Source organism: Azospirillum sp. RU38E, assembly GCF_900188385.1.
Lineage (GTDB): Bacteria > Pseudomonadota > Alphaproteobacteria > Azospirillales > Azospirillaceae > Niveispirillum.
In genome coordinates this window covers 1-24,470 of sequence record NZ_FZOI01000032.1, presented here as the reverse complement: position 1 = coordinate 24,470, position 24,470 = coordinate 1, and the positions used below count along the sequence as shown (strand labels likewise).

Genomic DNA, 24,470 nt, shown 5'->3' with positions numbered 1-24,470 from the left:
CACCCTGTAAATTCTTAACCGCTCCAAAATAAGGGTAATTACTTGTTATCAAAAATAAATCCGGAAAAATGCCGGCTACCGGTGACAAATCTGGGTTCATCACCAGAGGTATTAGACAGGGTTCATCCCTGCGGATGCAGGGGCAACTGGCCGCCCGCAAGCGACACCCCGATATCCTGGGGTTCATCCCTGCGGATGCAGGGGCAACAGGCGCGCATAATCATCATGGGTGCGCTGGTAGGGTTCATCCCTGCGGATGCAGGGGCAACTGCCGCCGGAGCGCGCGGGCCAGATCGGGCGGGGGTTCATCCCTGCGGATGCAGGGGCAACACCTTGTCACGGTGCAGCCCTGTGCGGTCATTGGGTTCATCCCTGCGGATGCAGGGGCAACCGCGGTTGAGCGCTGTCTGCCAAGCCGCGATTGGGTTCATCCCTGCGGATGCAGGGGCAACCGGTCTATGAACCGCATCGCCGCTAGGCCGTAGGGTTCATCCCTGCGGATGCAGGGGCAACCCCTTGACGTTGGAAGGGCCATGGTACTTGGTGGGTTCATCCCTGCGGATGCAGGGGCAACCGCGCGTAACGCCTTCTCGCGGGTGCTGTATAGGGTTCATCCCTGCGGATGCAGGGGCAACAAACAGACGCTCTGATACCCCGCCATATCAATGGGTTCATCCCTGCGGATGCAGGGGCAACTGCAGGAACACGCGCTTCCCGGCAGCGGTGTCGGGTTCATCCCTGCGGATGCAGGGGCAACTTGGCCCATGAGTACGAGCCGTGCGATCTGGTGGGTTCATCCCTGCGGATGCAGGGGCAACGATGGGTGTTCATCGCCTGAGCGCGCCCGCTGGGGTTCATCCCTGCGGATGCAGGGGCAACCGGTACAGTGCCGCAATCGCCGCGTCGCTCATGGGTTCATCCCTGCGGATGCAGGGGCAACTGCGCCGGCATCTGCGCCGTAGTGAGCGTGTGGGGTTCATCCCTGCGGATGCAGGGGCAACCTTAGCGGAACCGGGCATAGCCGCTCAACCCCCGGTTCATCCCTGCGGATGCAGGGGCAACACGACTTGCGATGCCGGAACGTCCACCGTCTGGGGTTCATCCCTGCGGATGCAGGGGCAACCCCGACCACGGGCGCGCTTGAAATCGGCGTGCGGGTTCATCCCTGCGGATGCAGGGGCAACATCTTGCGGCCCGGCTGGGCTGCGGTGCGCTGGGGTTCATCCCTGCGGATGCAGGGGCAACAGGCGCGCCAAGAGCGTCTGGCCAAAAAGAAAGGGTTCATCCCTGCGGATGCAGGGGCAACTTCGTGGTCCCGCACATCCCGCACAACGATGTGGGTTCATCCCTGCGGATGCAGGGGCAACAGCTTGCGGGCCGGCAGAGCATTCACAGCGGCGGGTTCATCCCTGCGGATGCAGGGGCAACCCCTGCCCGCCACCACCGCCGCAGCCGCCATAGGGTTCATCCCTGCGGATGCAGGGGCAACCATTCATGTTTCGTCTCCGTCAGGCGATGCGGGGGTTCATCCCTGCGGATGCAGGGGCAACCATTCATGTTTCGTCTCCGTCAGGCGATGCGGGGGTTCATCCCTGCGGATGCAGGGGCAACTTACCCCATGTTGAGCGCCGTAGCGCGTTGTTGGGTTCATCCCTGCGGATGCAGGGGCAACGCCGGATCATCGTCCCCGTCAATGCCGGCGGCGGGTTCATCCCTGCGGATGCAGGGGCAACACAGGCGCGCAGAGCGGCAGCCTGGATATGCTGGGTTCATCCCTGCGGATGCAGGGGCAACAAGACCGTCTCGGCCCTCAACGCCATTCATCGGGGTTCATCCCTGCGGATGCAGGGGCAACCTTGCGCCGCTGCCCTGCGGGCGGCCCAAGTGGGGTTCATCCCTGCGGATGCAGGGGCAACCTTGGGCGCAGGCCCTGCGGGCCGCCCAGGTGGGGTTCATCCCTGCGGATGCAGGGGCAACCGCTTCCGCAGCGCGCGGGCCAAACTGGGCGGGGGTTCATCCCTGCGGATGCAGGGGCAACCAGTGCAGCATCCTGCAGATCGGCATCGTCCAGGGTTCATCCCTGCGGATGCAGGGGCAACCTTGCTCTCAATATCTTGATCTAAAACCCCTCTCCGCTCAACCACTTTCACCTGTCTTTGCCTTTTCCACCAGGGCGTAGTGACCATCATAATCAATAATGTCACGTTTGGGGGAGCCCAAGCAGCGGAAGTCTATTTCCATGGGTTTTGACTTGTCGCGGTAAATCATCACGGCTTGTCCGCGTGGGTCGGCATACCACCAACTCTCCAATATCCCCCAGATGCGATCGCGGGAGCCTGCATCCAGGTCCATGGCGATATAGACGCCCGGATGCACATTCAGCATCGCCGAACGCAGGAAGCCGTGGAAACGGTCCGCTGTGGCGGAAAGGCAGATGACGATCATCAGGCCAGAATCTCCTTGATGTCGGTGATCACCGTGTCGATGAACGCCTTGTCCCGCACATGGCGCGAGACGGCGCGGCGGCAAAGCCTGTCCAGCGTTTCCCCTGGCTGTTGCCGCTGGCGCTTCACACACTCAAAGGCGATGGGTACCGTGACCGTGGTGCGGTAGAGGTCGCACAGGTCCAGAACCCAGCTTTTGGCACTGTCCTCGTGCAGGAAACCCAGGGGTGGCAGCGTGCCGGTGGCCTGCACGGCAATGGCAACACAGGCTTCCACCGCCGTGACCGTGTGGTTGATGGCCTGGTTCGGGGCATCATCGCCATCCGGGTTGGCGCGGTCGAAATGGCGGCCCTGCCAGGTGATGCCAACCTGGGACGCAATGATCTCATAAGAGCGCTTGATGCGGGCGGCTTCCATCCCGCGCAGGCTGTCCAGCGAGCTGGTGCGCGGTGTCTCCCCAAACCGCTTGGCATACATGCGCTTGGCCACCATCATCCGGGTGCTTTCCGATGCCCACCATGTCGCCTGCTGGCGGGCCAGCGTGCTGTCACGGTCAAACAGGGGTGGGGCGGTATAAAGCCGGGTGCCATCGGTGCCGACAAAGGCAAGGCAGGTGCCATGGCCGGAACAATGGCGCACGGCATCATGGGTGATGGAACTGCCGGGGCCCAGCAGGATGGCGTTCAGCCGTTGATACGGCAGTTCCAGCGTCTCGCCCTTTTCGCTGAAATGCAGGATCAGGCTGCCATTATCGACCGACAGCGCACAGCGTTCCACATAGATCAGGCCGTTGCGGGATTTTTGCGGAATCCGCGCTTCATCCAGGCCCAGGCGTCCTTTCAGCATGGTGATGGCCTTTCAAAAAGGGGCAAACCGGTCCCCACCGCCCGGCAAAGGCCGGGCGGTGGGTGGTTTTACATGATTCACTTGTCCAAGACCCTGCACCCAGAAGCCCCCCCTTATGGGGCGGGGGCGATCTGCATCAGCCCATTGCCAAAGGCGCGGCCATTGCCCAGCCCATCGGCCAATGCTTGGCGCAGGGCCACCGGTTCCGTCACCGTCAGCACCCCTTCATAGGTGACGGCACCGAAGCTGATATGCCGGCGGCGCTGCTTGCCGGGCGTGCTTGACCATTCATAATCGCGCAGTTCCACCATGCCGGGGGCAAAGCTGAAACCACAGCGCGCGCCTTGTCGGGCCAGCCATTCCAGGCAGGCCGCCTGGGCCGTTTCCTCCAGCCTTTCGGGCGTGCGTTCGGCTTCGGCCAGTTTGCGCCAAGCCGCCACTACCACATCTTCCCGGCGGCCGCGTTTGGCCCCCGGTTGGGGCTGCCAGTGGCTGGCCACCGCCCGCAGACGGAAGCGCAGGCGCTGGCCGGCAACCAGTTGCGGATCGAACGGCCGGATTTTCTCAATCCGCCAGATGCCGCCCAGCCCATCCACCGGCGGGCGGCGCGACCGGATGATGGCGGTGAAGGGCTTTTCCTTCTCCACATGGAATAAGAACAGGTCCGGTCGCCGCGCATCGGGCATGTCGGGGAACAGGGTCCAGATCATTTTATGGGCGAACTGCCCGCCCTGGCGGGCATGGGGGGCCATGATGGAATGCAGGGCCGGCAGGTTGCGCGGCTCCAGCACCACCCGGCTTTCATACAGGGTTTCTGCCTCCGTCGGAGTATCAGGCGGGGCGTTCAACAGGCTGTCAGGCATTGGCCACTCCGTCCCCTTGGGTTATTGCCGGCCATTCCATGCGGATTTCCTGGCGTTCGTGGAATCGTTGATAAATGCGACCGCTTTCCAGGCGCAGCGGCGCCGGCTGGTCACGGCGGTTAACCCGGCGCTGAATCAGGCCGTCCGCCTGTGTGGGGGCACCGGGATAGCCTGCCTCCACCGCCAGCATTTCCGGTTCCCCCAACCGCGCTTTCAAGCGAAGCAGCGGCAGCAGCGGGCTGGTGGTGCCGTCAATCAGGCCGGGATGGCGTTCCCAGGGCCAGCGATGGGCGGCAAGCGCCGCCACCGGCCCCGCCGCTTCCAGCAATTCCGGATCGGGGGGCAGGCCCAACATGCAGGATTTGCGTCCCGCATAGAGCACCCAGCGCGGGCCGGCCAGGGCATCGGCCAGGGCTGACAGGTTCGTACCCTGGCCGACCGCTGCCACGGCAACACTCCACAGGCCGCAGGTCCAATATTCACGCTTGGACAGGATGGCCCCGCTCTTATCGCTGCCGGCCAGGCTGGCCCGCAATTCCTCAAACCGGGACCAGTGCTGTCGCCCTTCCGGGCGGCGGCTGCCACTGATCGTATGATAATCGGGCCGTGGTTCATGGCGGGGGCGGATGCCGGTGCGCACGGCAATACGCAGATCGGCGGCCAAGGGCCCCAGCGCCGCTCGCTCCATCCCCATGGCCGCCCCCAGCAGGCCGATGATGGCGGATTTGGGCGGGTCCAGCTCGGTTGCTTTCCAGGCTGTGTTGGCGGAGGAGGGCGATGCCGCCCCCCACGCCCCATAAGGCGCCATCAGGGTAAAGCAGAGCTGTGGCACCATGCCCCCTGTCATGCGCCGTTCCCCAGCACGAAACGGCGCAGCTCCGCCACCGTCCAGACTTCATCTGCCGCCGGCGCATTGTCGCGCGCGGGGGGATAGGCATTGAAGATGCAGACAGCGTTGCCCAGCCCATAGGCCGCCGCCAGCTTCTGCTGGAAATCCCGCAGGCGGGTGATGGAGGCACGCATCAGGTCGCTATCGTCGTGCGTCACCTTCACCGGGTCCAGGAAGGCCAGACCCAGATTCAGGGATGGATCACCGCCCCGCGTCACCAGCACATAGGAGGCGCCGACATCGCTGGCGTGGCTGTTGCGCTTGCCCTTGGGTTGGGCGAACAACAGGCCGGTCAGGAAACTGTCGATGGCCTTTTCCGTCAGGGCATCAGCCTCCGCCGCGTCCCGGCCCTGGCCCAGATTCAGGCGCAGATGGCCCCGGTCCAACACGGCGTGCTGGTAGTAGACACCACCACCGAAAAAAGCATAGCTGGTGATGGCCGCCCCCGTGCCACCCAGTACATTCAATTCCTCCCCGGCGGAGAAATAATCCGGCTCCTCCCGGAAGGCGTGGGTGGTGAAGGCGTGCCCTACAGCACAAGCGGCTTCGACATTGAAGCCCGGCTCGGCGGCCACCATGCGCCCGAACAGGGCCGTGTCCAGATCATGGTCGGCCCGGCTCAACAGCTTCTCCTTTGCCACCCGCTTGATCCAGCCTTCCAGGGTGGCGGGGAAATTCTCCCGGTCGGCCTGCCAGGTCTGGATCAGATGGTTCAGCGCCGTTTCAATATTGGCGAATTCAGCCGTGCTGATCACCAGGCCCTGTTCGGTGCCCAGATCCTTTTCCAAGGCTGCCCGGTCGATCGGTGCATCATCGGCCACGGCGGCGGCCTTACCCTTCTTGCCGGCTTTGCCGCCGCCCAGCAGCTTCTTGGCATCCTCCAGGCTGGGGGCGTTTCCGCCGGCCCCGGTGGCATGGTTCACCGCCAGGGCGACCCAGACAGCGCTGAGATCGTCGATACCCGCCGCCGTCAGGCGGCGATAGCACTGGATACCCGCCTCCCGCGTGCGGGTGGCCCGCTGCGCCTGGGGGAAATGGGGGGCAAAGCGCAGGGCGCGCTTCTTTGCCTGGCTGGAAATACGGCCGCGCAGGCCGCCGCCCATCTCGCAGCTTTTCGGGCGGCCATCTTCATCCCGGTTGACATTGTGCGGCGGAAAATTGGTCAACATATGGAATTGCAGCAGGTCCGCGCGCGGCAGCAGCGTATCAGGCATTCTTGCTCTCCTTGACATCGACATTGCTGAAATAGCTGAGAAAAATTCGTCGGCGGATGGCGGCGCGCCAGGTGGGTGAATGCCATCCATCCATCACGTCCGCCACCTCCCGCACCGGTGCGCGGCCATCAAGCTGGCCCAGAATGCTGCGCAGCAGTCGCAGGAACTGGTCCGGGTTTTCCGTTGACAGCAGCAGGCGCACCCGCGCCGGGCTGATGCGGGGGGTGCCCGATGGTCCCTTGGCCGCCATGCAGCGGCCCAGTTTGGTGCCGGCCCAGCTTTTTGGTTGGTCCGCCGCCGGGGCCTCTGCCGGATCGTCATCATCATTACCGTCGGCCTGTTGTTCCATCCGGTCCTGGCGGATGGGGGCCAGGGCCATGGCAATGCGGGCGGCGACATCCGGCGGTTTCTGTTTGCCCAGCCAGACCAGCAGCAGGTGGAAACTGGCAACGCCATAGGCGTCATCCGTCTGCTGTGCCCGGCGCAGGGCGGCGCGGTCGCCCTTGCGGTTATCCTGCTGCAGCAGGTCGTACCAGCGTTCGGCGGGGCTTTGATCCTCTGCCGCTTGTTCCGCGGCGGGTTGGGCGCTCATCCTCAAACCTCCCCTTGCAAAATCCGGTGCAGCCGCGTCACCAGTCGCCCGCGCGCGGCAGCCAGCCGGTCATCAACCGATCCCAGCCCATCAATGGGAAAGGCCCCGTCGAACAGGGCCAGCGCATGGCGGCGGGCCTGGGTTAAGAATCCGTCACGGAGGCGATCAGCCTCTTCATAGGGGCTGGTTTTGGGTGCCCGCACCGCCTTGGCCAGATCGGCCGGCAATGCCAGGGCGGCACTGTCCAGCCCGGCCAGAAAGGCATCGCGCAGATTATCCGCCACCGCACTGGCCCCCTTCTGCTGTCCCAGCAGGGCAGCTTCCTTGGCCAGCCAGCGCAGCGCATCCCCCATCAGTGATGCCCGTTCCAGCGCCATGGTCACCTCGCCGCACAGCCACATCAGATCATCATCGGGCAGCAGCCAGACGGGCAGTTCCCGCTGGCTCATCCCGCCGACGGCTTTGCCATAGTTGAACTGCGCGAAGGCGCGCACGCGCAGGCTGCCTTCCTGCAAGGCGGTGCCGACAGCGTTCCCCGCCCCAACCAGATGGGGCCGCCCCACCGCCGCCACCTGCCGCAGCACGGCGGGCAGGCGGCGGCGTGGTGTGCCGGTTTTGGCGGTGCGGGAGCCTTCCGTATTGGCCAGGGCGGTTTCCAGCCAATCATCAAAGCGCAAGGGGCCTGGTGCCTTGGCGAACCGGGATTCCTCCTCCGGTTTGCCGACCAGCTCAATCCGGGAGACGTTAGGATAAAGCCAGCCACGCGGGGCATATTGCAGCCCCTTGGGCCAGCGGTCATAGGATTGATAAACCGGCCCCGCCAGCCCCGTCAGATCACAACGCCCCGTGACAGGCGGTGACAGCAGGTAACGCCGGGCCATGGGTATATGGGCCGGGTGCAGCCGGGGCCGGTCCAGCGGTTTGGTTGCCGCCTCATCCCGTCGGCCCAGGGGCAGATGTGGCAGTTCCGGGTCCAGCCAGGGAAATACTGACGCATCCATCGGGGCAGGGCGCCCCGATTCCGGCCGTTCAAACCCTTCTGCGCCTGGGCACAGCACGTTCAGCCACAGGGTCTGCCATAAGGTGTCGCCCACCACCTGATACTTGATGCTGTCCGCCCCATGCGGCAGCCCGAAATAGCCACCACCACCGGGCGGAAACAAAACCATATGGGCGTAGAGGACGGGCAGAATGGCCCCGGCCCCGATGGCTGTTACACCGCCGCGCCGCACGAAGAAATCCGTATCCTGCTTGATCGCCTCGCCCGTGGGCAGATCGGGCAGCAGGCTGGCAATCGGCTGGCTGCCCGCCTCCTCTTCCTCATCGTCACTGTCCGCCGGGGCTTTTGCCGGGCGCTTGCGGCCCTTGCCTTCCATGGCGGCGGCCAGCATCTGGGGCGAGGGCCGTACCTGGAAACAGGGTGTCTCCGGATGGTCGATCTGAAACGCCGCCTGATAAGGTGCCAGGGCTGCCGCCAGTTCCGCCGGTGTCGGTGGGTTCAGCAGCCGGGATAGCCATTCCGCCTTGTCACGCGGTGGCATGGCAGCCTGCAGGATATCCCGCAGCAACAGCTCAAACCCCCGATCGGCCATGGGATGGCCAAAACGCACGGCGATGATGGGATCATCCGCATGGCCGGCGGTCAGTTCCAGCGGCGTTGCCGTACCGGCCCCGGATTGGCGGCGCAGGACGGGAAGCTGCGTTGATAACCAGAAAATACCATTTTCTTTCAATTCAACCTCTTTTTCGTTCTGATAAATATATATTTCGCATATTTATTCAGTTTATAATTTTGTTCAACGGTGATTTTATATTAATTGGTGTTTTCATGATGAGATGGGCAAAGGCAGAAGCCGACCATTATCACCCGCTGCCGTACCATTCGGTGGATGTGGCGGCGATATTGGATATCGGGTTGCAAGGACGCCCGGCCCTGCTGGCATTCATCGCGAATGCCTTGGACATGGGCCATGATGAAACACGGGCCATGCTGTTGACCGTGCTGGCGCTGCACGATATCGGCAAGGCATCCTCTGCCTTTCAACAAAAACGCCCGGATATCGTTCAACGCTTGGGCGGGCGCATTCCGCCCCGTAAACCCTTCAACTTGCCGCATGACGCGGTTGGCCAGATGATCCTGCTGCACAAGCTGGGGCCATCGGGATTGGCGGCTTGTGGTCTGCCGCTGGCCGATGCCCCGGAAGACCTGCTGGCGCTGCTGTTCGCCATCAGCACCGGCCACCATGGCAGCCCGCCCGCACCGGGTTTTGATCCGCGCCGCCTGGAACGCGAATATGTTGTCATGCCCGATGATCTGGCCGCCGCCTGCGAACTGGTGACGGCCGTGGCAGCGCTGTTCGGCTGGCAGCATGGCTTGCCGGATCGGGCCGGGCTGGTGCGTCTGGCCCCCTTGCTGAACGGGATGTTTACCCTGTGCGACTGGTTGGGTTCGGCCGAACGGTTCGCCTATCAGGAACAGGTGATGGCGCTGCCGGATTACTATCGGCTGTACGCCCTGCCCGGTGCCGCGGACGTATTGGCGGAGGTGCAGCCAGCCCTGTTCCGGCAATTGCCCGCCCAGCCGCCCCTTCCCTTTGCCCGGATGTTCGCCGGGCTGGGGCGGCAGGGGGCCCCGCCGGTTCCCACCCCGTTGCAGGCCTTGGTGGACCGGCTGTTCACCGCAGCGGCATTACCGGACGGCCCCCTGCTGGTGCTGGTGGAAGATTTGCCCGGTGCCGGCAAAAGCGAGGCGGGCGACCTGATCACCCAGCGCCTGATGGCATTGGGCCGTACCAACGGCACCTATGTCGGCCTGCCCACCATGGCGACCGCTGATGCGGCCTTTGTCCGCAAATTTGTGCCGGCGGGTGCCGCCACTTTTGGTGAATGCCTGATGGGGGGCAAGCCGCAGGTGGTGCTGGCGCATAGCCGCCGGCATCGCCACCCGGCTTTCCGCTTTGCCGCCACCCGCGCCGGGGTGGAGGAGGGGGAGGGAATGGCATCCGCGTGGTTTGCCCGCTCCTCCCGCCGGGCCTTGCTGGCGGAACTGGGGGTTGGCACCATTGATCAGGCCTTGGCCGGGGCCCTGCGCGCCCGCCATGCCACGCTGCGGCTGACCGGTCTCTGGCGCAAGTTGCTGCTGGTGGATGAGGTTCATGCCTATGATGATTATATGCAAGCCTTGCTGGAATCCCTGCTGCGCTGGCAGGGCCGGATGGGCGATCCGGTGGTGCTGATGTCAGCGACATTGCCCAGCCGCATCCGCAACATGCTGACACGCGCCTATGCGGAAGGGGCCGGCTGGGCCGATGTGGCTTCCATGGCGGATCGCACGCGGCCCGGTGCTTACCCGCTGTTGACGCTGGTCAGTCAGCAGGGCATCGCCCAGCATCCGCTGGACCCGGTGCCGGGATCGGGCACGCGCCCGGTGCGGTTTGAAGCGGTTCATGACGAAGCATTGATCGACGCGACCATTCGTGAATGGCAGCGCCAGGGACGATCTGTCATCTGGTTCCGCAACACAGTCGATGATGCCGTGACGGCATGGCGGCGCCATGCGGAAACAGCCGGGACTGAAGGTTTGACGCCTCCCTTGCTTTACCATGCCCGTTTCCTGCCCGCCGACCGGGCCGCAATGGAGCGGACATTGATGCAGGTCTTCGGCAAGCAGGCCGACCCCGCCGAAAGGCGGGGCAGGCTGCTGATCGCCACCCAGGCCGCAGAGCAGAGCCTGGACCTGGATGCCGATGAAATGGTGATTGATCTGGCTCCGGCGGATGCGGTGATTCAGCGGCTGGGCCGCCGTCGCCGTCATGCCAGGACACAGGCCGGCGCGTTGGTGGCCGCCGATCAGCCGGATCAACGCCCCGACAGCCCGGTTCTGCTGCATTGCCCGGTCTTGGCGGCACCATCACCTGGGTGGTACGCCCGGAAATTTCCGGGTGCGGCCAGCATTTACCCGAATGATGCCCGACTATGGCTGACGGCCAGACATCTGTTGCAGCCATCCACCCTTCCAGGCAACCCGCCGGAGATGGATCATCTTGTCGTGGCCCGCGATCTGCGGGGCCTGATGGAATCAGTCTATGCTGACACGCCGGCTGTTCCTGACAGCTTACACGCGCGCCACGATGCCGACCAGGGCAGCGCTGCGGCGGAACGACAGCAGGGATTGCAGGCACGTCTGCCCTTCCAGGCTGATTTGCTGACGGAATGGAATGCCAACGACGCTGTGCCCGACAATCCGGGGCGGGAGCCCCGCACCCGCCTGATCGACAGCCATACAGTGGTGCTGGCTGGTCGTGTTGATGGCCGGCTGTATGGGTTGGCCACGCTGCTGCACCCCGATCTGTCGCCGGACCTGAACCCGGTTGAGGAATCGGAATGCCGTTCCTTGCTGCCGCTGATCTGTGTGCCGGAAGATGAGGCAGATATTGCGATACTCAAATCTTTCATGCCCAAGGCTCAACAGGGTTACCTGGAAAGAATATCCGTTCTTGTGGTTTCCCCGACCTCTGATGGCCAATGGCGGGGGGAGGCGATAGAGATTAAGAATAAAAGCCGCCGATACAAAATTACCTATAATTGCTGCGAGGGGTTCAGGGTGGACAAGTGACCACCCCATCAAGATTACTTTAAAATAATTTGATAAAGCGACCTAGGGTCTGTGGGGATTTGGGATTCCCCAATCGCGTGATCTGTGATTCACAGTATGGATGGAACGCTTTGTACTGACCGATGCCCAATGGGCGCAGATTGAACCGCATTGTCTGGGCAAGCCGACGGACCCCGGGCGTAGCGGCAGGAACAACCGTCTATTCATGGAGGCGGTATTGTGGATTGTCCGGACGGGCAGTCCATGGCGCGACTTGCCCGCGATGTTCGGCAACTGGAGCACGGCCTATCGCCGGTTCAGGGATTGGCGCGAAGCCGATGTTTTCAAGCGGATTTTTGATGCTTTATCGGATGAGCCGGACATGGAATACGCTATGGTCGATGCTACCATCGTCAAGGTTCACCGGCACGGCCAGGGCGCAAAAGGGGGACTCAGAGCCAGGCCATTGGCCGCTCCAAAGGCGGCATGACGACCAAGATTTTGGCGCTGACCGACGCCTTGGGCAATCTTGTGCGCTTCGTCCTGTTGCCCGGACATCGTTATGACACCATCGGTGTGGCGCCGCTCATCGGCGGGATCGAGTTTGATGCCCTGCTCGGCGACAAGGCTTTCGATGCCAATTGGATTGTCGAGGAACTCGACCAGCGCGGGGCCAAGGTTGTCATCTCACAACGGCCAAAACGCCTCAGCCCGCTCAGCATCGATGAGGAGATGTACAAATGGCGGCATCTGATCGAAAATTTCTTCTGCAAACTCAAAGAGTTCAAGCGTATCGCCATGCGTGCTTGCAAAACAGATCAGAGCTTCAAGGCCATGATCTACCTCGCCGCCGCCGTCATCAATTCACGCTGAATCCCCACAGACCCTAGAACATTTTTCATTCTACACGCCATCATTTGGCTCATCCCGCGATTCTTTTTAACAGGGTCGAGGGAGTAATTTTCATATGCAGGTATGTATTAATCAAAATTAATCTAATAATATTATGTAAATTTACTATGCAACTTCCTTTCGCTTCAATGAAAATGAATATTTAAAATATATTAATCATTTTCATTGTATTTAATCGAGTTAGGACTAGTTTCTATTTACTTGTCACTTTTATTTTAAACAAGGGGAATTGACGACCTTCTTTCACAGTTTTTATAAGGTTTCCTGTCGCGGAAAAACGCGGTTTCCAACGTGCCACCTGTTTCCGCTGTCGCATCAATCGCCCTTGAAGGAAAACCCGATAGCGGGCTGGCATGTCTTTGCCTGCTGCTGGGGTTCCTGCGTGTACCTGCGGAGGTGGGGCAGCTTCGCCATGCCATGGGGCATGGTCGGCCGACCATGCCTGGGGATCTGGTGCGTTTGGCCAAAGACCTTGGTGTACGGGCGCGATTGCGTCAGGTGCGGGTTGCCGATCTGGCGGACTCTCCGCTACCGGCCATTGCACGTCTGGCCGATGGCGGGTTCATGTTGCTGGCGAGTTGTCGTGATGGAAAGCTTCTGATCCAGCGTCCAGGCACACCGCCGGAAACGCTGGAAATGGCAGCCTTGGAAGGTGTTTGGACAGGCGAGGTGGTTTTCCTGACCACCCGCGCCGGATTGGGAGGTGCCAGCCGACGGTTTGACGTCACCTGGTTCATTCCCGCCCTGATGCGATACCGTCGCCTGTTGGGCGAGGTGCTGGCGGCAAGTCTTGTGTTGCAGCTATTCGCGCTGGCGACGCCGATGATCTTTCAGGTGGTGATCGACAAGGTGCTGGTTCATCGCGGCACCTCCACCCTGGATATTCTGGCTGTGGCGCTGTGCGGGATTATCCTGTTCGAAGTGCTGTTGGGTGGCTTACGGGCCTGGATCTTTACCCACACCACCAGCCGGGTGGATGTGGAGCTGGGTGCCCGCTTGTACCGACATCTGCTGTCGCTGCCGATGGCTTGGTTTGAACAGCGGCGCGTGGGTGACAGTGTCGCCCGCGTGCGGGAACTGGATACGATACGGGAATTTCTGACCGGCTCCGCCGTCACCCTGGTCATTGATCTGGTCTTTACCATTCTGTTTTTCGGCGTGCTGTTCCTTTATTCGCCGGCATTGACGGGCATCGTCGCCGCATCAGTGCTATTTTACATGATCATCTCCCTTGCCTTGACGCCGCCATTGCGTCGCCGGATTGAGGAGCGTTTCCAGCGTGGCTCGGAAAGCCAGTCTTTCCTGGTGGAAAGCATCGCAGGCGTGGAAACGCTGAAGGCGGCAGCGGTCGAACCACAGATGCAGCGAAGGTGGGAGGATTTGCTGGCCGCCTATGTGCGGGCGGGCTTCCAGGCGGCTAGCATTGGCATCTGGGGTGGCCAGGCCATCGGGCTGGTACAGAAGCTGACCGCCGCGCTGATCCTCTATTTCGGGGCAAAGCTGGCGATTGGCGGGACGATCACGGTGGGTGAGCTGGTGGCGTTCAACATGCTGGCTGGCCGTGTGTCTGAACCGGTGCTGCGTCTGGCGCAATTATGGCAGCAGTTCCAGGAGGCGCGGGTTGGCGTGGAACGCCTGGGCGATATCCTGAACACACCAACCGAGGCGGTGTCCGGCCCTTCACGGGCAGCACTGCCGACCATTCAGGGGGCCATTCGCTTCGATGCGGTGCGGTTCCGCTATATCCCCGGCGGTCGGGAGGTTCTGCGCGGCATCGATCTGGCCGTGCGCCCCGGTGAGCTGCTGGGCATTGTCGGCCCCAGCGGGTCGGGCAAATCAACCCTGACGAAACTGGTGCAACGGCTTTACGTGCCGGAGAGCGGGCGCGTCATGGTGGATGGGGTTGACCTGTCCATGGTGGATCCCGCCTGGCTGCGCCGTCAGGTTGGGGTGGTCTTGCAGGAAAATATCCTGTTCAACCGCTCGGTAAGGGAAAACATTGCGCTCGCCGACCCGGCCATGCCGATGGAACGTGTCGTGGCCGTGGCCCGCATGGCCGGTGCCCATGAATTTATCTGCGAGCTGCCCCAGGGCTATGACACGCTGATTGAGGAGCGCGGGGGCAATCTTTCCGGTGGTCAGCGCCAGCGGATTGCCATTGCCCGCGCCCTGGTCACCGATCCGCGTATCCTGATATTCGATGAGGCGACGAGCGCTCTGGATGCGGAGAGCGAAGCGGTGATCCAGCGCAATCTGGCCCAGATGGCCCAGGGGCGCACGGTTCTGATCATCGCCCATCGGCTGTCCGCCATCCGCCGCTGCAACCGGATCGTCACCATTGAGAATGGTCAGGTGACGGAGATGGGCGATCACGACTCACTGATCCGCCGGGGCGGGCGCTATGCGGCGCTGTGGCGGGAACAGATGCGCGGCGGGGAGGCTGGCTGATGGGCACCCTGCGCGCACATCTGGATGCCTTCACCGACAGTTGGCGGGCGGAAACAGCCCGTCGGCGCCAGGATCGTCGCACCCGCCTGGAGACGGATTTCCTGCCGGCCGCGTTGGAGATCACCGAAACCCCGCCGCCACCCGCCGGTCGCGCCGTGCTGTGGCTGATCATTCTGGCAGCCATGGCCGCCATTGTCTGGTCTTTCCTGTCCCAGGTGGAAATGGTGGCGGTGGCGGAGGGACGTTTGATCCCCACCGCGCGGTTGCAGGCGGTGGAGGCAGGCGATGCCGGCATTGTCCGCGCCATTCTGGTGCGGGAGGGGGAACGGGTGGTGAAGGGCCAGCCCTTGGTGGAACTGGACAGCACCCTGTCCGCCGCGGATGAGGCGGCGGCGCGGGCCGATCTCTCCGCTGCCCTGCTGCAACGGGCGCGGGCAACGGCCCTGCTGGCCTATGCCAATGGGGCGGCGCCCGCCTTTCAGCCGCCCGCCGGTGCTGCACCGGCGGCGGTGGCGGCGGAAGGCCAGGCGGTGACGGCCCGAATCAATGAACATCAATCCCGTCAGGCCGGCCTGACCCAGCGCCGTGCCGGTGCGGAGGCGGCCAGGGGCGTGGCACTGGCGGAACTGACCAAGCTGGAACAGCTTCTGCCCCTGGTGGAGGCGCAACATGCTGCCCAGGCGGAGCTGGCAGAAAAAGGGCTGGCCCCCGCCTTGCGCGTGCTGCAATTGCAGGAACGGGTGGTCTCTGCCCGCCAGGACATGGAGGTGCAAAGGGCCCGCGCCCGTGAAACGGCGGCGCAGATCGCCACGCTGGATCGGGAGCGCAATCAGGCTGATGCCGAGTTCCGCGCCCGCGCCGCCGCCGAACAGGCAGAGGCGGAGACAATTATCGCCACCCGCAGCGAGGTGGTGCGCAAGGCCGAACAGCGCAGCGCCCTGCAGCGGCTGACCGCCCCGGTGGATGGCACGGTGAATGAGATTGCCGTGACCACCATTGGCGAGGTTCTGGAGGTTGGCGCCCGCGTCGCCACCCTGGTGCCGGCGGATAGTGAGCTGCTGGTGGAGGCACTGGTGCTGAACAAGGATGCCGGGCATGTGCGGCTGGGGATGCCGGTGGCACTGAAGGTGGAAAGCTTCCCCTTTACCCGCCATGGGGTGTTGCATGGTGTTGTCGAACATCTGTCGGCAGATGCCGTGCTGGATGACAGTCGGGGCCTGGTTTTTCCCGCACGCATCCGCCTGACGGAAGGGGTAAGGACGGATCGGGGGGAGGTGCTGCGCCTGTCACCCGGTTTAAGCGTGGTGGCTGAGATTGTCACAGGCCATCGGACTGTGGCAGATTATATACTCTCGCCGATCGCTAAGGCGACGAGCGAAGCAGGGAGGGAAAGATGAGAATTTACATCAAAAGAAATATTTTAATTATATCAGCCTTTGTGATGCAAACTGGCCTTTTAGGACAATCATCATTTGATGAAGATTTTATTATTAATAAAGAGACATTTTTGAAATCTGTTAAGGAGATCGGGTTCTGTATAGGGAGTCCGCACTCTCCTGATAATCCTTGTTCTATTGTGCGTGATGTTGGTTTGGTGGGCTATGAAGAAGGTTATAGGGATAAAATGTGGCCAAAAGTTACCGATATAGTGTCGGCATTGAGTAGTAAATCTAAAGATAATTTATTTGCTTATGAGTATGTTGCATTAAGGGTAGTTAACTCAGAGTTTTCTGTGTATTGCTCTAAAGTAAAATACTATAATAAAATATTTGGAGTTGATATTTGTAATTTGGAAAAATACGCAATTTCTTTTTTTGAATCTGATGATGTTTATAGTGCGGATCCGGAGAAGATAATGTTTATGTCATTTTATTTATCTATTATTTTTGATTCAAATAAATTTAATCAAATAATCGGCAGCAGAATATCAAAAGCATTTTCTTCAAAAGCTCTAGATTATTATAGTGTGGATGAATACTACAGAATTTTTTCTTGTAATTTGAATAAGAAAATGTGCGGAAATGACTATGCAAATTTTTTTAAAGAAATTCCATCTTTTAGGATGGCATTTGAGTTTTTCTATGTAAAATATAAGTATAAAGATTTAAATAAATGTAATTTAGAATTTACTGGGAATTGTTTTGTCATGAACAATAATCTTTCGGTTGACATGGGGAAATTATATTCTCAATCCATACTTTACAATCACTTTGAAAATCAAAAGATATTTCTTAATGAATTAAATTCCTCAATGAATATTATAAAAGAGGGGGTGGGTAGAATGTAGATCATAAATTTTCTTTGTGTAAAATAATTCTAAACTACGTCTCTTTGGAGAGAAAGATGTCTAACCCAACTGATCGTTATGGCGTCACTGTGGTGCAGCCAAAAGATTTAACAAACGATTTGAAGATTCCGCGGGTGGTTGTGAATAGCGCTGGTATAAAGAACGGCTTCGAATACAATACCTTAACCATTGCTTTAAATAGAGTGTTCGGATCGAATAAGTATGGTCAATATAGTATATCTAAAAGGTTAACGGAAATAAAAAATAATGGTCAATTTATATTAATAAATACTATCAATGATGGGCAAAAATCAGTTGGAGGGACGTTTAGAGGGGAAGTAATTAGTGATGGAAAAGTTGTAGGATATCGGATTGATTTAAATATGGATGCTCTCCGCTCTACAGAGGGAAATTCATCTGAACTTGTATCTGGGCCTGTCGCAATAAATGTTTTTCACGAATTGGGGCATTCTAATACGGCGTACGGATATGCTCATGATGAAATCAGAAAAAAGTCTCTAGAGATAAAGGCAAGAAACGATTTAAAAAAGGAAGGAGAGCCAAAAGAAACACTACCGGTAGAGTTTATTCGTAATGACAAAGTTTTTAAAGAAACGGCGGAGTTTGCCTTCTCGGAAAAAATGGCATATAATGATCCAGTTTTCGGTCTTTTGGAATCCGATAGCCCGCTCTATCCTGCGTCGGCGGAAGAATTCCTTATTAGAACGACAACGCAAGCGCAAGCAGATATGTATTTTAAATACTACACTGGAGAAGGTGGAGAAATTATCCCATATTTATCTGTCAAGTCATATAGCTCGGCGATTGCACCATATTATGATGGGATTTCAGCATATGATGGATACAATATTGGTTATTTGTTGGGCTCTACGATAGGGGGCTTGATTGGCGGTAAGAATGTTCTGACTTCTTATGTTGGAAGAAGCGTTTTCTCTGTGCTTGGGGGTAGGTTCGGAGCCGGCATCGGCAATGCTCTCTCAGCCGGCGACATATCTGCCTTTATAGAAGGATTCACCAATGACAGCTTCGGAACCATCAGTCAACAGCTCGGCGATTCATTCAAATCTGCCGCTATTGGTACAGTATCGTCAATGCTCGCTGTTGAGTTGGCGGATGCTGTTGGTCTGGATGGCGTTGCCGGGCAGGTTTTTGGCCAGACGGTCGGTTCCGTTCTGCAACATGTGACCAATAACGTTATCAAACAACTGGATCCGCTGACAGGATTAGATGGCGTCAAGTCGATTTTTGATCTCAATGAGGCTGGGGCCCTGGCTACCAGCGCGATTGCCACCTTCCTGGGGAACAGGCTGGGATCGCTGGTGGTCAGCCCGCAAACGACGGCGGGGGTTGTGCTGGCCAATTTGGGATCAGCAGCCAGCGCCTACGCCTTCTCTGCGGCTGGCTTTGGCTGGGGTTCAAGTCTGCTCTCAGGGGTATTTGGTAACGGTTTCATTGCCACGAATTTCGTGTTCCCCGGCGTGGGGGCCTTTGTCGGCTTCGTCCTGGGGGCATTGATCGGCAATCTGTTTGGCCGCAAGAAGCCAAAGGTGCCGGAGGCGAATGCGGAAACCGTGCTGAATTATAACCGTGGTCTGTATCAGTTGGGGGCCGTAACGGTCACCAACGGCGGCAACCGCGCCTTGGTGGAGAGCATGGCCCTGTCGGCGCGCGACATTCTCAATGGTTTGATCCAGACCATTGCGGGGGATTTGAACCCTGCCTGGATTGTCAGCAGCGCCAGCCCCACCCAGACCTATGGTCATACCGGCCCGCAGATTTGGGCGCAGTATAACGGTGTGCGTACCAATTTCTCTGATTTGAAGGGTGACGCTGCGGCGTCGGCTGTGGAATGGGCAACCCTGAAGGCAGCGCGGGATACATTGATCGCGGGTGGCGACATGATCGCCAAGCGTGCGCTGTATTATTCTCCGTCGGATAATTTGACCAGCTTGCTGGGCGATCTGCAGATCGCCGGAGATTACAGCCGTTATCTGCGGAACCGGGAGCAAATCAACACCCTGATTCTGGGCCCCTGGAACAGCCTATCATCCGCAGCGAAGAGCTTTTTTACAGCGAATCAGGACGTAATGACCCGTATTCTGGCGAAGGATGAGGTGGCACTGTCAACCACCGACCAGAATTTCTATAATTCTAACAAGGCCATGGCCGATACCATCATCGCCGCTCTGAAGGCAACGCAGTTTGATGCCGGCTGGCTGGTGACCTTGCAGCGCGCGGCAGAGCTGAACCTCGACGAATGGCGTCCCAGCGATTTCTATGGTGGCCTGCGCGGCCTGTTCGACAGTTTCAACCTGCTTGAATTGGGTATCGGCTACGAACAAGTTGGCATGGCGCAGATTGGCAGCCAGTTCACCTTCTCCCTGCCAAATACGGTAATGTCCGGCGTGTTTGCGGGCATTCCGACGGCCAGCGCCGATGGCCGCTCCTTCACCATTGGCAATTTTGGCGCGGCCATCGGCTTTAACATGATCGGCGGCAATCCGGCGGCCGTGACCACCGGCAATGATTATGGCAATGGTTATGGGCTTGCCAGTGTGGTGTTCGACGATCTGCGCAACGGTGTTTCTGGCGGCGACGATATTTTCCTGGGCACCAACGGTGCCGATACCTTACGGGGGCAGGCGGGGCATGACTGGCTCCAGGGCTATGACGGCAATGATGTGCTGGAAGGTGGGGACGGCAATGATGTGCTGATCGGTGGTCAGCACGAGGATCGCCTGTATGGTGGCAATGGTGATGATTACCTGTTTGGCGGGGAAGGTTGGGATCACCCGCAGACCTATAGCGACAGCGGCCTGCATGGTGGTGCGGGGAATGATATTCTTGTGCTGAACAAGACCGGCCCCACCGCAGCCTGGGGGGATGATGGCGATGACCTGTTCATCATGGCTGAAGATAATGATTATGATTATGCCGAAGGCGGCAATGGTAGCGATACGATCAGCTTTGAACGGTTTACCACCGTCAATGCCATGCCGTTCAATGGGGTGACCGTTACCTTGGCCCCCACTGTTTTTGGCGACGCCATTCGCAGCATGGAGAATGTGACGGGATCCCGGCTCAATGACTTCATTACCGGCGATGCCGGCGGTAATGTCCTGCGGGGGCTGACAGGGGATGATCGCCTGGACGGGCTGGACGGCAATGACACGCTGGAGGGGGGTGTCGGTGCCGACACCCTGAACGGCTCTGTCGGTGTCGATACTGTATCCTATGAGAAATCGTCAGCCGCTGTATATGTCGATTTCATGGCGGGAACAGCCAGCGGCGGGGATGCCGCCGGCGACGTCTGGAATAGCGTGGAGAACCTGCGCGGTTCTTATTATGACGACGTGCTTGGTGGCGATAATTATGTCAACCGGATTGAAGGGTTACGGGGTAACGATGTGCTGGTTGCCTCGGCCGGTGCGGATACGCTGGATGGTGGGGATGGGCTGGATACGGCCGATTACCGCAATTTCATCAATGGCGTCACCGTCAACTTGGCCACCAGCACCAGCACGCTGATCTCCATCGAGCATCTGTCCGGCAGCCGCTATGCCGATAACCTCACGGGCAATGCAGGGGACAATTTCCTGACGGGTGCCGGCGGTAACGATACGCTCAATGGCGGAGGGGGTAGCGATACCTACGTGTTCGGCCTTGGCGACGGCAGCGACATAATCACCGATGATAATCAGAACTCCAACACGTTGCTGTTCCGGAACCTGACCTGGTCTGATCTTGCATTGGGGACGCCGAACCGTGAACTGATTCTGGGGGTGCGTGGCACCGCAGAACAGGTGAGGGTTCTGTCTAACTTTGCCACATCTGGTAACGGCGTTATTAAAACCATCGATATGGGCGGTGGAAGTACATTGGATATCGGTCACATTACCTATGCCTGGGGAGGCACTGATGGGGATGAGGGGGCTGATAATCCAGGGATTGGCCAAACAAACCAAGCAGATCTCATGTTTGGTTACAATGGGAATGACATTATCTATGGTGCCGGTCAGGGTAAGGTTGAGATTAATTCAAACGTTATAATTGGTGGAACCGGTAATGATAAAATTATTACATCCAATGGTGATGATTGGTTTGTCTTCGACCGGGGTGATGGTCAGGATACTATTGAGGATTCCGGCGGCGAGGATACAATTGTGTTTGGGCCAAATACAGCAAAGAATGATGTTATATTTGAAATAGATAGTAACGGTCATTTGTGGATTGGTATCAAAGACCACAGTAATGAAAGCCTTAAGGCGTCTCAGGTGGCTGATAGAATATACATCCCGCACGGTGGGAAAAAATATCTGAATCAGAGTTCAAATTTTGAATGGAAAACTGTAGAATTTGTGCGCGTTGGTGGGGCAACTATTGATATTCGTAATCTTGAACTGGGATGGAAAATCATTCCCTATAGTGGTCCCGGACCGCTCAATCCCATTGTCTTTGACCTGGCGGGTGATGGTGCAAATCTATCCACTGTGGCTGAAAGTCGCGTGGTAACTCGCACGGAAAGCGGTGCCTTGATCAGGGTCGGCTGGGTCGGCCCGACAGATGGTATTCTCGCCTTGGACCGCAACGGCGATGGCCAGATCAATCAGATATCGGAAATTTCCTTCATCGACGATCTTAAAGGAGCGACCAGTGACCTTGAGGGACTAGCTGCTTATGATAGTAACCATGACGGCACTCTTGACGCCAAAGATGCCCGTTTTGGGGAATTCCGTCTGTGGATTGATAAAAATCAGAACGGTCGTTCGAGTAGTCGTGAACTGCAGACTCTTGCGGAAGCCGGTATCCAGTCGATCAACCTGAAAGGTAAAAAGACAGGTATGACCGCAGATAATGCGTCCGAAAGTGTCGTCGTGGGCACGACCATTTTCAAATATGCCAATGGGAAGGTGGGCACTGCTCACGATGTCGCTCTGGCGCGCCGTTTTATCAACGATACCGGTAACGGGTTGGCGGCAGTACCTGACAGCATGAAAGGAGCGGGGAATGAGAATGCTGTGCTTGGCTATCTTGAATCCGATCCCATTCTTCAGTCATTGAGCGGTGGCAAAAACAATTCCGTACTGGGCGTGGATTCTAAACCAATGAATCCTACCCCTGGCAGGGATGTTCAGAAGCTGGACTATGATCTCGTCGCGCAGTTTGCCGAGTTGAATTTCTCAGACCATGACATTCTCTCTGCTCATGACGCGGCACTCTGGGCGGATCAGTTGTCAGGGAAGACTGTCCGGACTTTGGCTGATGGGATTAATGATCCAGAAGCGGAGAAGCGGTGGCGACAGATCATGTCTGTATCCGCTGACGGTTCACGCAAGGTGGGTACAAAGCCTGCTTCAGCTCCCCTGGCGACAAGGGCCGCAGCAGCGACGCTGGACACAGAGCAACTGGCTGATCGGGTAACTGCCAACCAGGATAGCACCGCATCCCGCTTAGTCTTTTCTCAAGACGCCCTGTCAGTCCCCACTCAATCCCAAGCCATGTCGGGAATAGTAGAAGAAAAAGAGGCAGCATCGATTGACGTTGGCTCTGCTTCTGTATATCGCAGGTATGAGGCTGAGAAACCCTGGTATTTGATGGAGGATTATCAGAGCACGTCCCTCGGGCCTTTTAACACGCTGGTGTCCGATGGGGGGCTGGCAAGTCCAATGGTCGTTGAACGAGTGGCCGAAGACAACTCGGCTGCTCTTGCAATCCCGTCCCTGGAGCAGCAGCGGCTCGCCCAGGCTTTGGCTGCATTTAATGGCGGCACCGGCGCGGCTCCCGTCAGAGCCACTGATCCAACTGCGTTCCGGATTACGGAGCTGGCAAACACGCCTCTAATTGACCGGCTCCCAGCCGCAAAACCCGTGGCAGCGTGATTCGCTTGATGAAGGTGGGGGCTACCGCCTAAGATAGCCTCCACCTCTTCGAATAGAAAATATTTATCAATAGATGGGGAATTTAATGTCTGATACTTCTGCGCTTCCTTCAGCTGGTCAAGGAAAAACAGTATCCCAGATGCTGGGCGAGATGACGTGGCTACTGTCACAGTCGCCTCTACATCGACAGCTGTTTGTTGGTGATCTTGAATGCTTTTTGATGCCGCCTTTGTTATTGGAACAATATCGTGTTTTTTACGGTCCTGACCGGCCTGCGGCGGTGGCATTATATGCAAAAGTCTCTGAAGAGGTTTCACAACGTCTTCAGGCCGGTGCTCATAAGCTTCGTGTTGATGAGTGGCACAGCGGAGATATAAATTGGTTGATTGAGTTGATCGCTCCATTTGGTGGTCATCGAGAAATTTTTGACGACATTCGAATAAACTTGTTTAAGGAGAGTGGGTTCTGGCATCATAAAATTGACGAAAGTGGGAAACGTTCAGCTGTTTTTGTTTCATAGAATTTTTTCTGATGCCAAAATTAATCCCCATGTTATCTACAGCAGACCATATCCTGGCGGCATGACGGTGTTGTATGACTTGGCGATTGTTGCGCGGGGGTGTGGACGCTGTCTTTCATGTCCGACTATCTGGCTATGGTCTGTTGACATTCATCGCATCACCAGCACGGTTGCGGTAAGGTTTATCATTGCGGCGTAGCTGCAATCTGTTTTGTCGTAGCGGGTGGCGACCCTGCGGAACTGTTTGAGTTTGCAGAAGAAATTCTCGACGAGATGACGCCAACGGTACATATGATAGTCGCAGTCGATGATTTCGGTCCGATTGGATTTCGGCGGGATGACCGCCAAGGCACCACGTTCATTCAACTCGGCGCGCAGCCAATCTGCGTCGAATGCTTTGTCGGCGAGCAGCGCGCCGAAGTCGATATCCTTGATTAGAGCGGATCGCGGAAAAGCGGAATCGCTTTGGAGCGTGAATCCGCTCGCTGAACAAGGAATTATACCAACGGTCATAATTCATGACCGTTGGTACGGCGGCGACTGCCGCCGCGCCGCACGTGCGGCGTAGCCAAGCCAGCGGATGCTGGCGCCGGCGACTGAGGGGCGCGAAAGCGTGACCATCGGTCATGATTTCGCGCCGCTGGTATTAGAGCATCGCGCGAGAAAGCGGAATCGAAGGATTCCTTTTTTGGTCTGGATGTGATTCATCTTTATCGGAGGTGGATCATGGGCAAGGCGTATTCAGAAGATCTTCGGGAACGCGTTGAAGCGCGGATAGCGGCAGGTTACTCGCGGCGTGATGCAGCGCGGCATTTTGGCGTGAGTGCGAGCTTCGCGGTAAAGCTGGCGCAGCGTGTTGCCGTGACTGGACTTGCCCTGGAAAAGTGGAGAGCCATTGACCTAAAATTCGGGATTGAAGGAGGTTTTGATGGTTCGAGTTAAGCAGGGGAAGGTCACGGCA

15 protein-coding genes, 1 pseudogene and 1 CRISPR repeat array are annotated in these 24,470 nt (G+C 58.4%); of the genes and pseudogenes, 8 read left to right on the top strand and 8 right to left on the bottom strand.

Translation table 11 applies throughout. The features are described from left to right. Nucleotides 1-118 precede the first annotated feature (118 nt). Nucleotides 119-2,099: direct repeats of the CRISPR family, unit length 29 nt; unit sequence GGGTTCATCCCTGCGGATGCAGGGGCAAC. A gap of 37 nt (nt 2,100-2,136) precedes the next feature. The 7 genes from cas2e to CHB97_RS24720 all read right to left on the bottom strand — a co-directional run bounded on the left by cas2e (nt 2,137) and on the right by CHB97_RS24720 (nt 8,581). Next, entirely contained in the window at nt 2,137-2,445 is a 309-nt protein-coding gene (cas2e, locus tag CHB97_RS24750) for a type I-E CRISPR-associated endoribonuclease Cas2e (RefSeq protein ID WP_089290705.1), read from the bottom strand. Beyond that, nucleotides 2,445-3,290 carry a type I-E CRISPR-associated endonuclease Cas1e gene (cas1e, locus tag CHB97_RS24745; protein WP_089290704.1) on the bottom strand — a complete coding sequence of 282 codons (846 nt, stop codon included), beginning with the start codon at nt 3,288-3,290 and terminating at the stop codon, nt 2,445-2,447. Before cas1e ends, cas2e begins: the two co-directional genes overlap by 1 nt. A 113-nt stretch (nt 3,291-3,403) precedes the next feature. Then, nucleotides 3,404-4,153, bottom strand: coding sequence for a type I-E CRISPR-associated protein Cas6/Cse3/CasE (cas6e, locus tag CHB97_RS24740; RefSeq protein WP_089290703.1), 750 nt, complete (start codon nt 4,151-4,153; stop codon nt 3,404-3,406). Further along, on the bottom strand, nt 4,146-5,000 hold the full coding sequence (cas5e, locus tag CHB97_RS24735; protein ID WP_089290702.1) for a type I-E CRISPR-associated protein Cas5/CasD: 855 nt from the start codon (nt 4,998-5,000) through the stop codon (nt 4,146-4,148). Before cas5e ends, cas6e begins: the two co-directional genes overlap by 8 nt. Then, on the bottom strand, nt 4,997-6,256 hold the full coding sequence (locus tag CHB97_RS24730) for a type I-E CRISPR-associated protein Cas7/Cse4/CasC (protein WP_089290701.1): 1,260 nt from the start codon (nt 6,254-6,256) through the stop codon (nt 4,997-4,999). Before CHB97_RS24730 ends, cas5e begins: the two co-directional genes overlap by 4 nt. Next, nucleotides 6,249-6,848 carry a type I-E CRISPR-associated protein Cse2/CasB gene (gene casB / locus CHB97_RS24725; RefSeq protein ID WP_089290700.1) on the bottom strand — a complete coding sequence of 200 codons (600 nt, stop codon included), beginning with the start codon at nt 6,846-6,848 and terminating at the stop codon, nt 6,249-6,251. Before casB ends, CHB97_RS24730 begins: the two co-directional genes overlap by 8 nt. 2 nt (nt 6,849-6,850) lie before the next feature. Continuing rightward, a complete protein-coding gene (locus CHB97_RS24720) occupies nt 6,851-8,581 on the bottom strand; it encodes a type I-E CRISPR-associated protein Cse1/CasA (RefSeq protein ID WP_160106249.1) in 1,731 nt (576 codons plus the stop codon). 95 nt (nt 8,582-8,676) lie between these two features. Between CHB97_RS24720 and CHB97_RS24715 the strand changes: the two genes are divergently transcribed. The 7 genes from CHB97_RS24715 (at nt 8,677) to CHB97_RS24690 (ending at nt 23,509) form a co-directional block, all read left to right on the top strand. Further along, entirely contained in the window at nt 8,677-11,463 is a 2,787-nt protein-coding gene (locus CHB97_RS24715) for a CRISPR-associated helicase/endonuclease Cas3 (protein WP_089290698.1), read from the top strand. 100 nt (nt 11,464-11,563) lie between these two features. Further along, a protein-coding gene (locus tag CHB97_RS24710; protein ID WP_089290697.1) for an IS5 family transposase occupies nt 11,564-12,315 on the top strand; the annotation gives its coding sequence in 2 pieces (ribosomal slippage) (nt 11,564-11,894 and nt 11,894-12,315; 753 coding nt in all). A 330-nt stretch (nt 12,316-12,645) separates the two neighbouring features. Beyond that, nucleotides 12,646-14,802, top strand: coding sequence for a type I secretion system permease/ATPase (locus tag CHB97_RS24705; protein ID WP_089290696.1), 2,157 nt, complete (start codon nt 12,646-12,648; stop codon nt 14,800-14,802). Continuing rightward, entirely contained in the window at nt 14,802-16,199 is a 1,398-nt protein-coding gene (locus tag CHB97_RS24700) for an HlyD family type I secretion periplasmic adaptor subunit (protein ID WP_089290695.1), read from the top strand. The genes CHB97_RS24705 and CHB97_RS24700 overlap by 1 nt, the downstream gene beginning before the upstream one ends. Beyond that, on the top strand, nt 16,196-17,089 hold the full coding sequence (locus CHB97_RS26250; protein ID WP_143271193.1) for a hypothetical protein: 894 nt from the start codon (nt 16,196-16,198) through the stop codon (nt 17,087-17,089). The genes CHB97_RS24700 and CHB97_RS26250 overlap by 4 nt, the downstream gene beginning before the upstream one ends. 56 nt (nt 17,090-17,145) lie before the next feature. After that, nucleotides 17,146-22,989: a calcium-binding protein gene (locus CHB97_RS24695; RefSeq protein ID WP_143271191.1), complete on the top strand. Its 5,844-nt coding sequence runs from the start codon at nt 17,146-17,148 to the stop codon at nt 22,987-22,989. 85 nt (nt 22,990-23,074) lie between these two features. Then, nucleotides 23,075-23,509, top strand: a complete 435-nt coding sequence (locus CHB97_RS24690) for a toxin-activating lysine-acyltransferase (RefSeq protein WP_089290693.1) — start codon at nt 23,075-23,077, stop codon at nt 23,507-23,509. Between the two features lie 150 nt (nt 23,510-23,659). Here CHB97_RS24690 and CHB97_RS24685 read toward each other — a convergent pair. Continuing rightward, nucleotides 23,660-23,935 (bottom strand): annotated as a pseudogene (locus CHB97_RS24685) (transposase); the annotation flags it as partial. A 300-nt stretch (nt 23,936-24,235) separates the two neighbouring features. On the opposite strand from CHB97_RS24685, the gene CHB97_RS26680 reads away from it, so the two are divergent. Continuing rightward, a complete protein-coding gene (locus CHB97_RS26680; protein WP_089290691.1) occupies nt 24,236-24,451 on the top strand; it encodes a hypothetical protein in 216 nt (71 codons plus the stop codon). The last annotated feature ends 19 nt before the right edge of the window (nt 24,452-24,470 follow it).

What these genes read in the sequence shown, in the direction of transcription:
- CHB97_RS24715 (WP_089290698.1), top strand. Translation starts at nt 8,677, where the DNA reads ATGATGAGATGGGCAAAGGCAGAAGCCGACCATTATCACCCGCTGCCG.
- cas5e (WP_089290702.1), bottom strand. Translation starts at nt 5,000, where the DNA reads ATGACAGGGGGCATGGTGCCACAGCTCTGCTTTACCCTGATGGCGCCT.
- cas2e (WP_089290705.1), bottom strand. Translation starts at nt 2,445, where the DNA reads ATGATCGTCATCTGCCTTTCCGCCACAGCGGACCGTTTCCACGGCTTC.
- cas1e (WP_089290704.1), bottom strand. Translation starts at nt 3,290, where the DNA reads ATGCTGAAAGGACGCCTGGGCCTGGATGAAGCGCGGATTCCGCAAAAA.
- cas6e (WP_089290703.1), bottom strand. Translation starts at nt 4,153, where the DNA reads ATGCCTGACAGCCTGTTGAACGCCCCGCCTGATACTCCGACGGAGGCA.
- CHB97_RS24690 (WP_089290693.1), top strand. Translation starts at nt 23,075, where the DNA reads ATGTCTGATACTTCTGCGCTTCCTTCAGCTGGTCAAGGAAAAACAGTA.
- CHB97_RS24700 (WP_089290695.1), top strand. Translation starts at nt 14,802, where the DNA reads ATGGGCACCCTGCGCGCACATCTGGATGCCTTCACCGACAGTTGGCGG.
- CHB97_RS24730 (WP_089290701.1), bottom strand. Translation starts at nt 6,256, where the DNA reads ATGCCTGATACGCTGCTGCCGCGCGCGGACCTGCTGCAATTCCATATG.
- casB (WP_089290700.1), bottom strand. Translation starts at nt 6,848, where the DNA reads ATGAGCGCCCAACCCGCCGCGGAACAAGCGGCAGAGGATCAAAGCCCC.
- CHB97_RS26250 (WP_143271193.1), top strand. Translation starts at nt 16,196, where the DNA reads ATGAGAATTTACATCAAAAGAAATATTTTAATTATATCAGCCTTTGTG.
- CHB97_RS26680 (WP_089290691.1), top strand. Translation starts at nt 24,236, where the DNA reads ATGGGCAAGGCGTATTCAGAAGATCTTCGGGAACGCGTTGAAGCGCGG.
- CHB97_RS24695 (WP_143271191.1), top strand. Translation starts at nt 17,146, where the DNA reads ATGTCTAACCCAACTGATCGTTATGGCGTCACTGTGGTGCAGCCAAAA.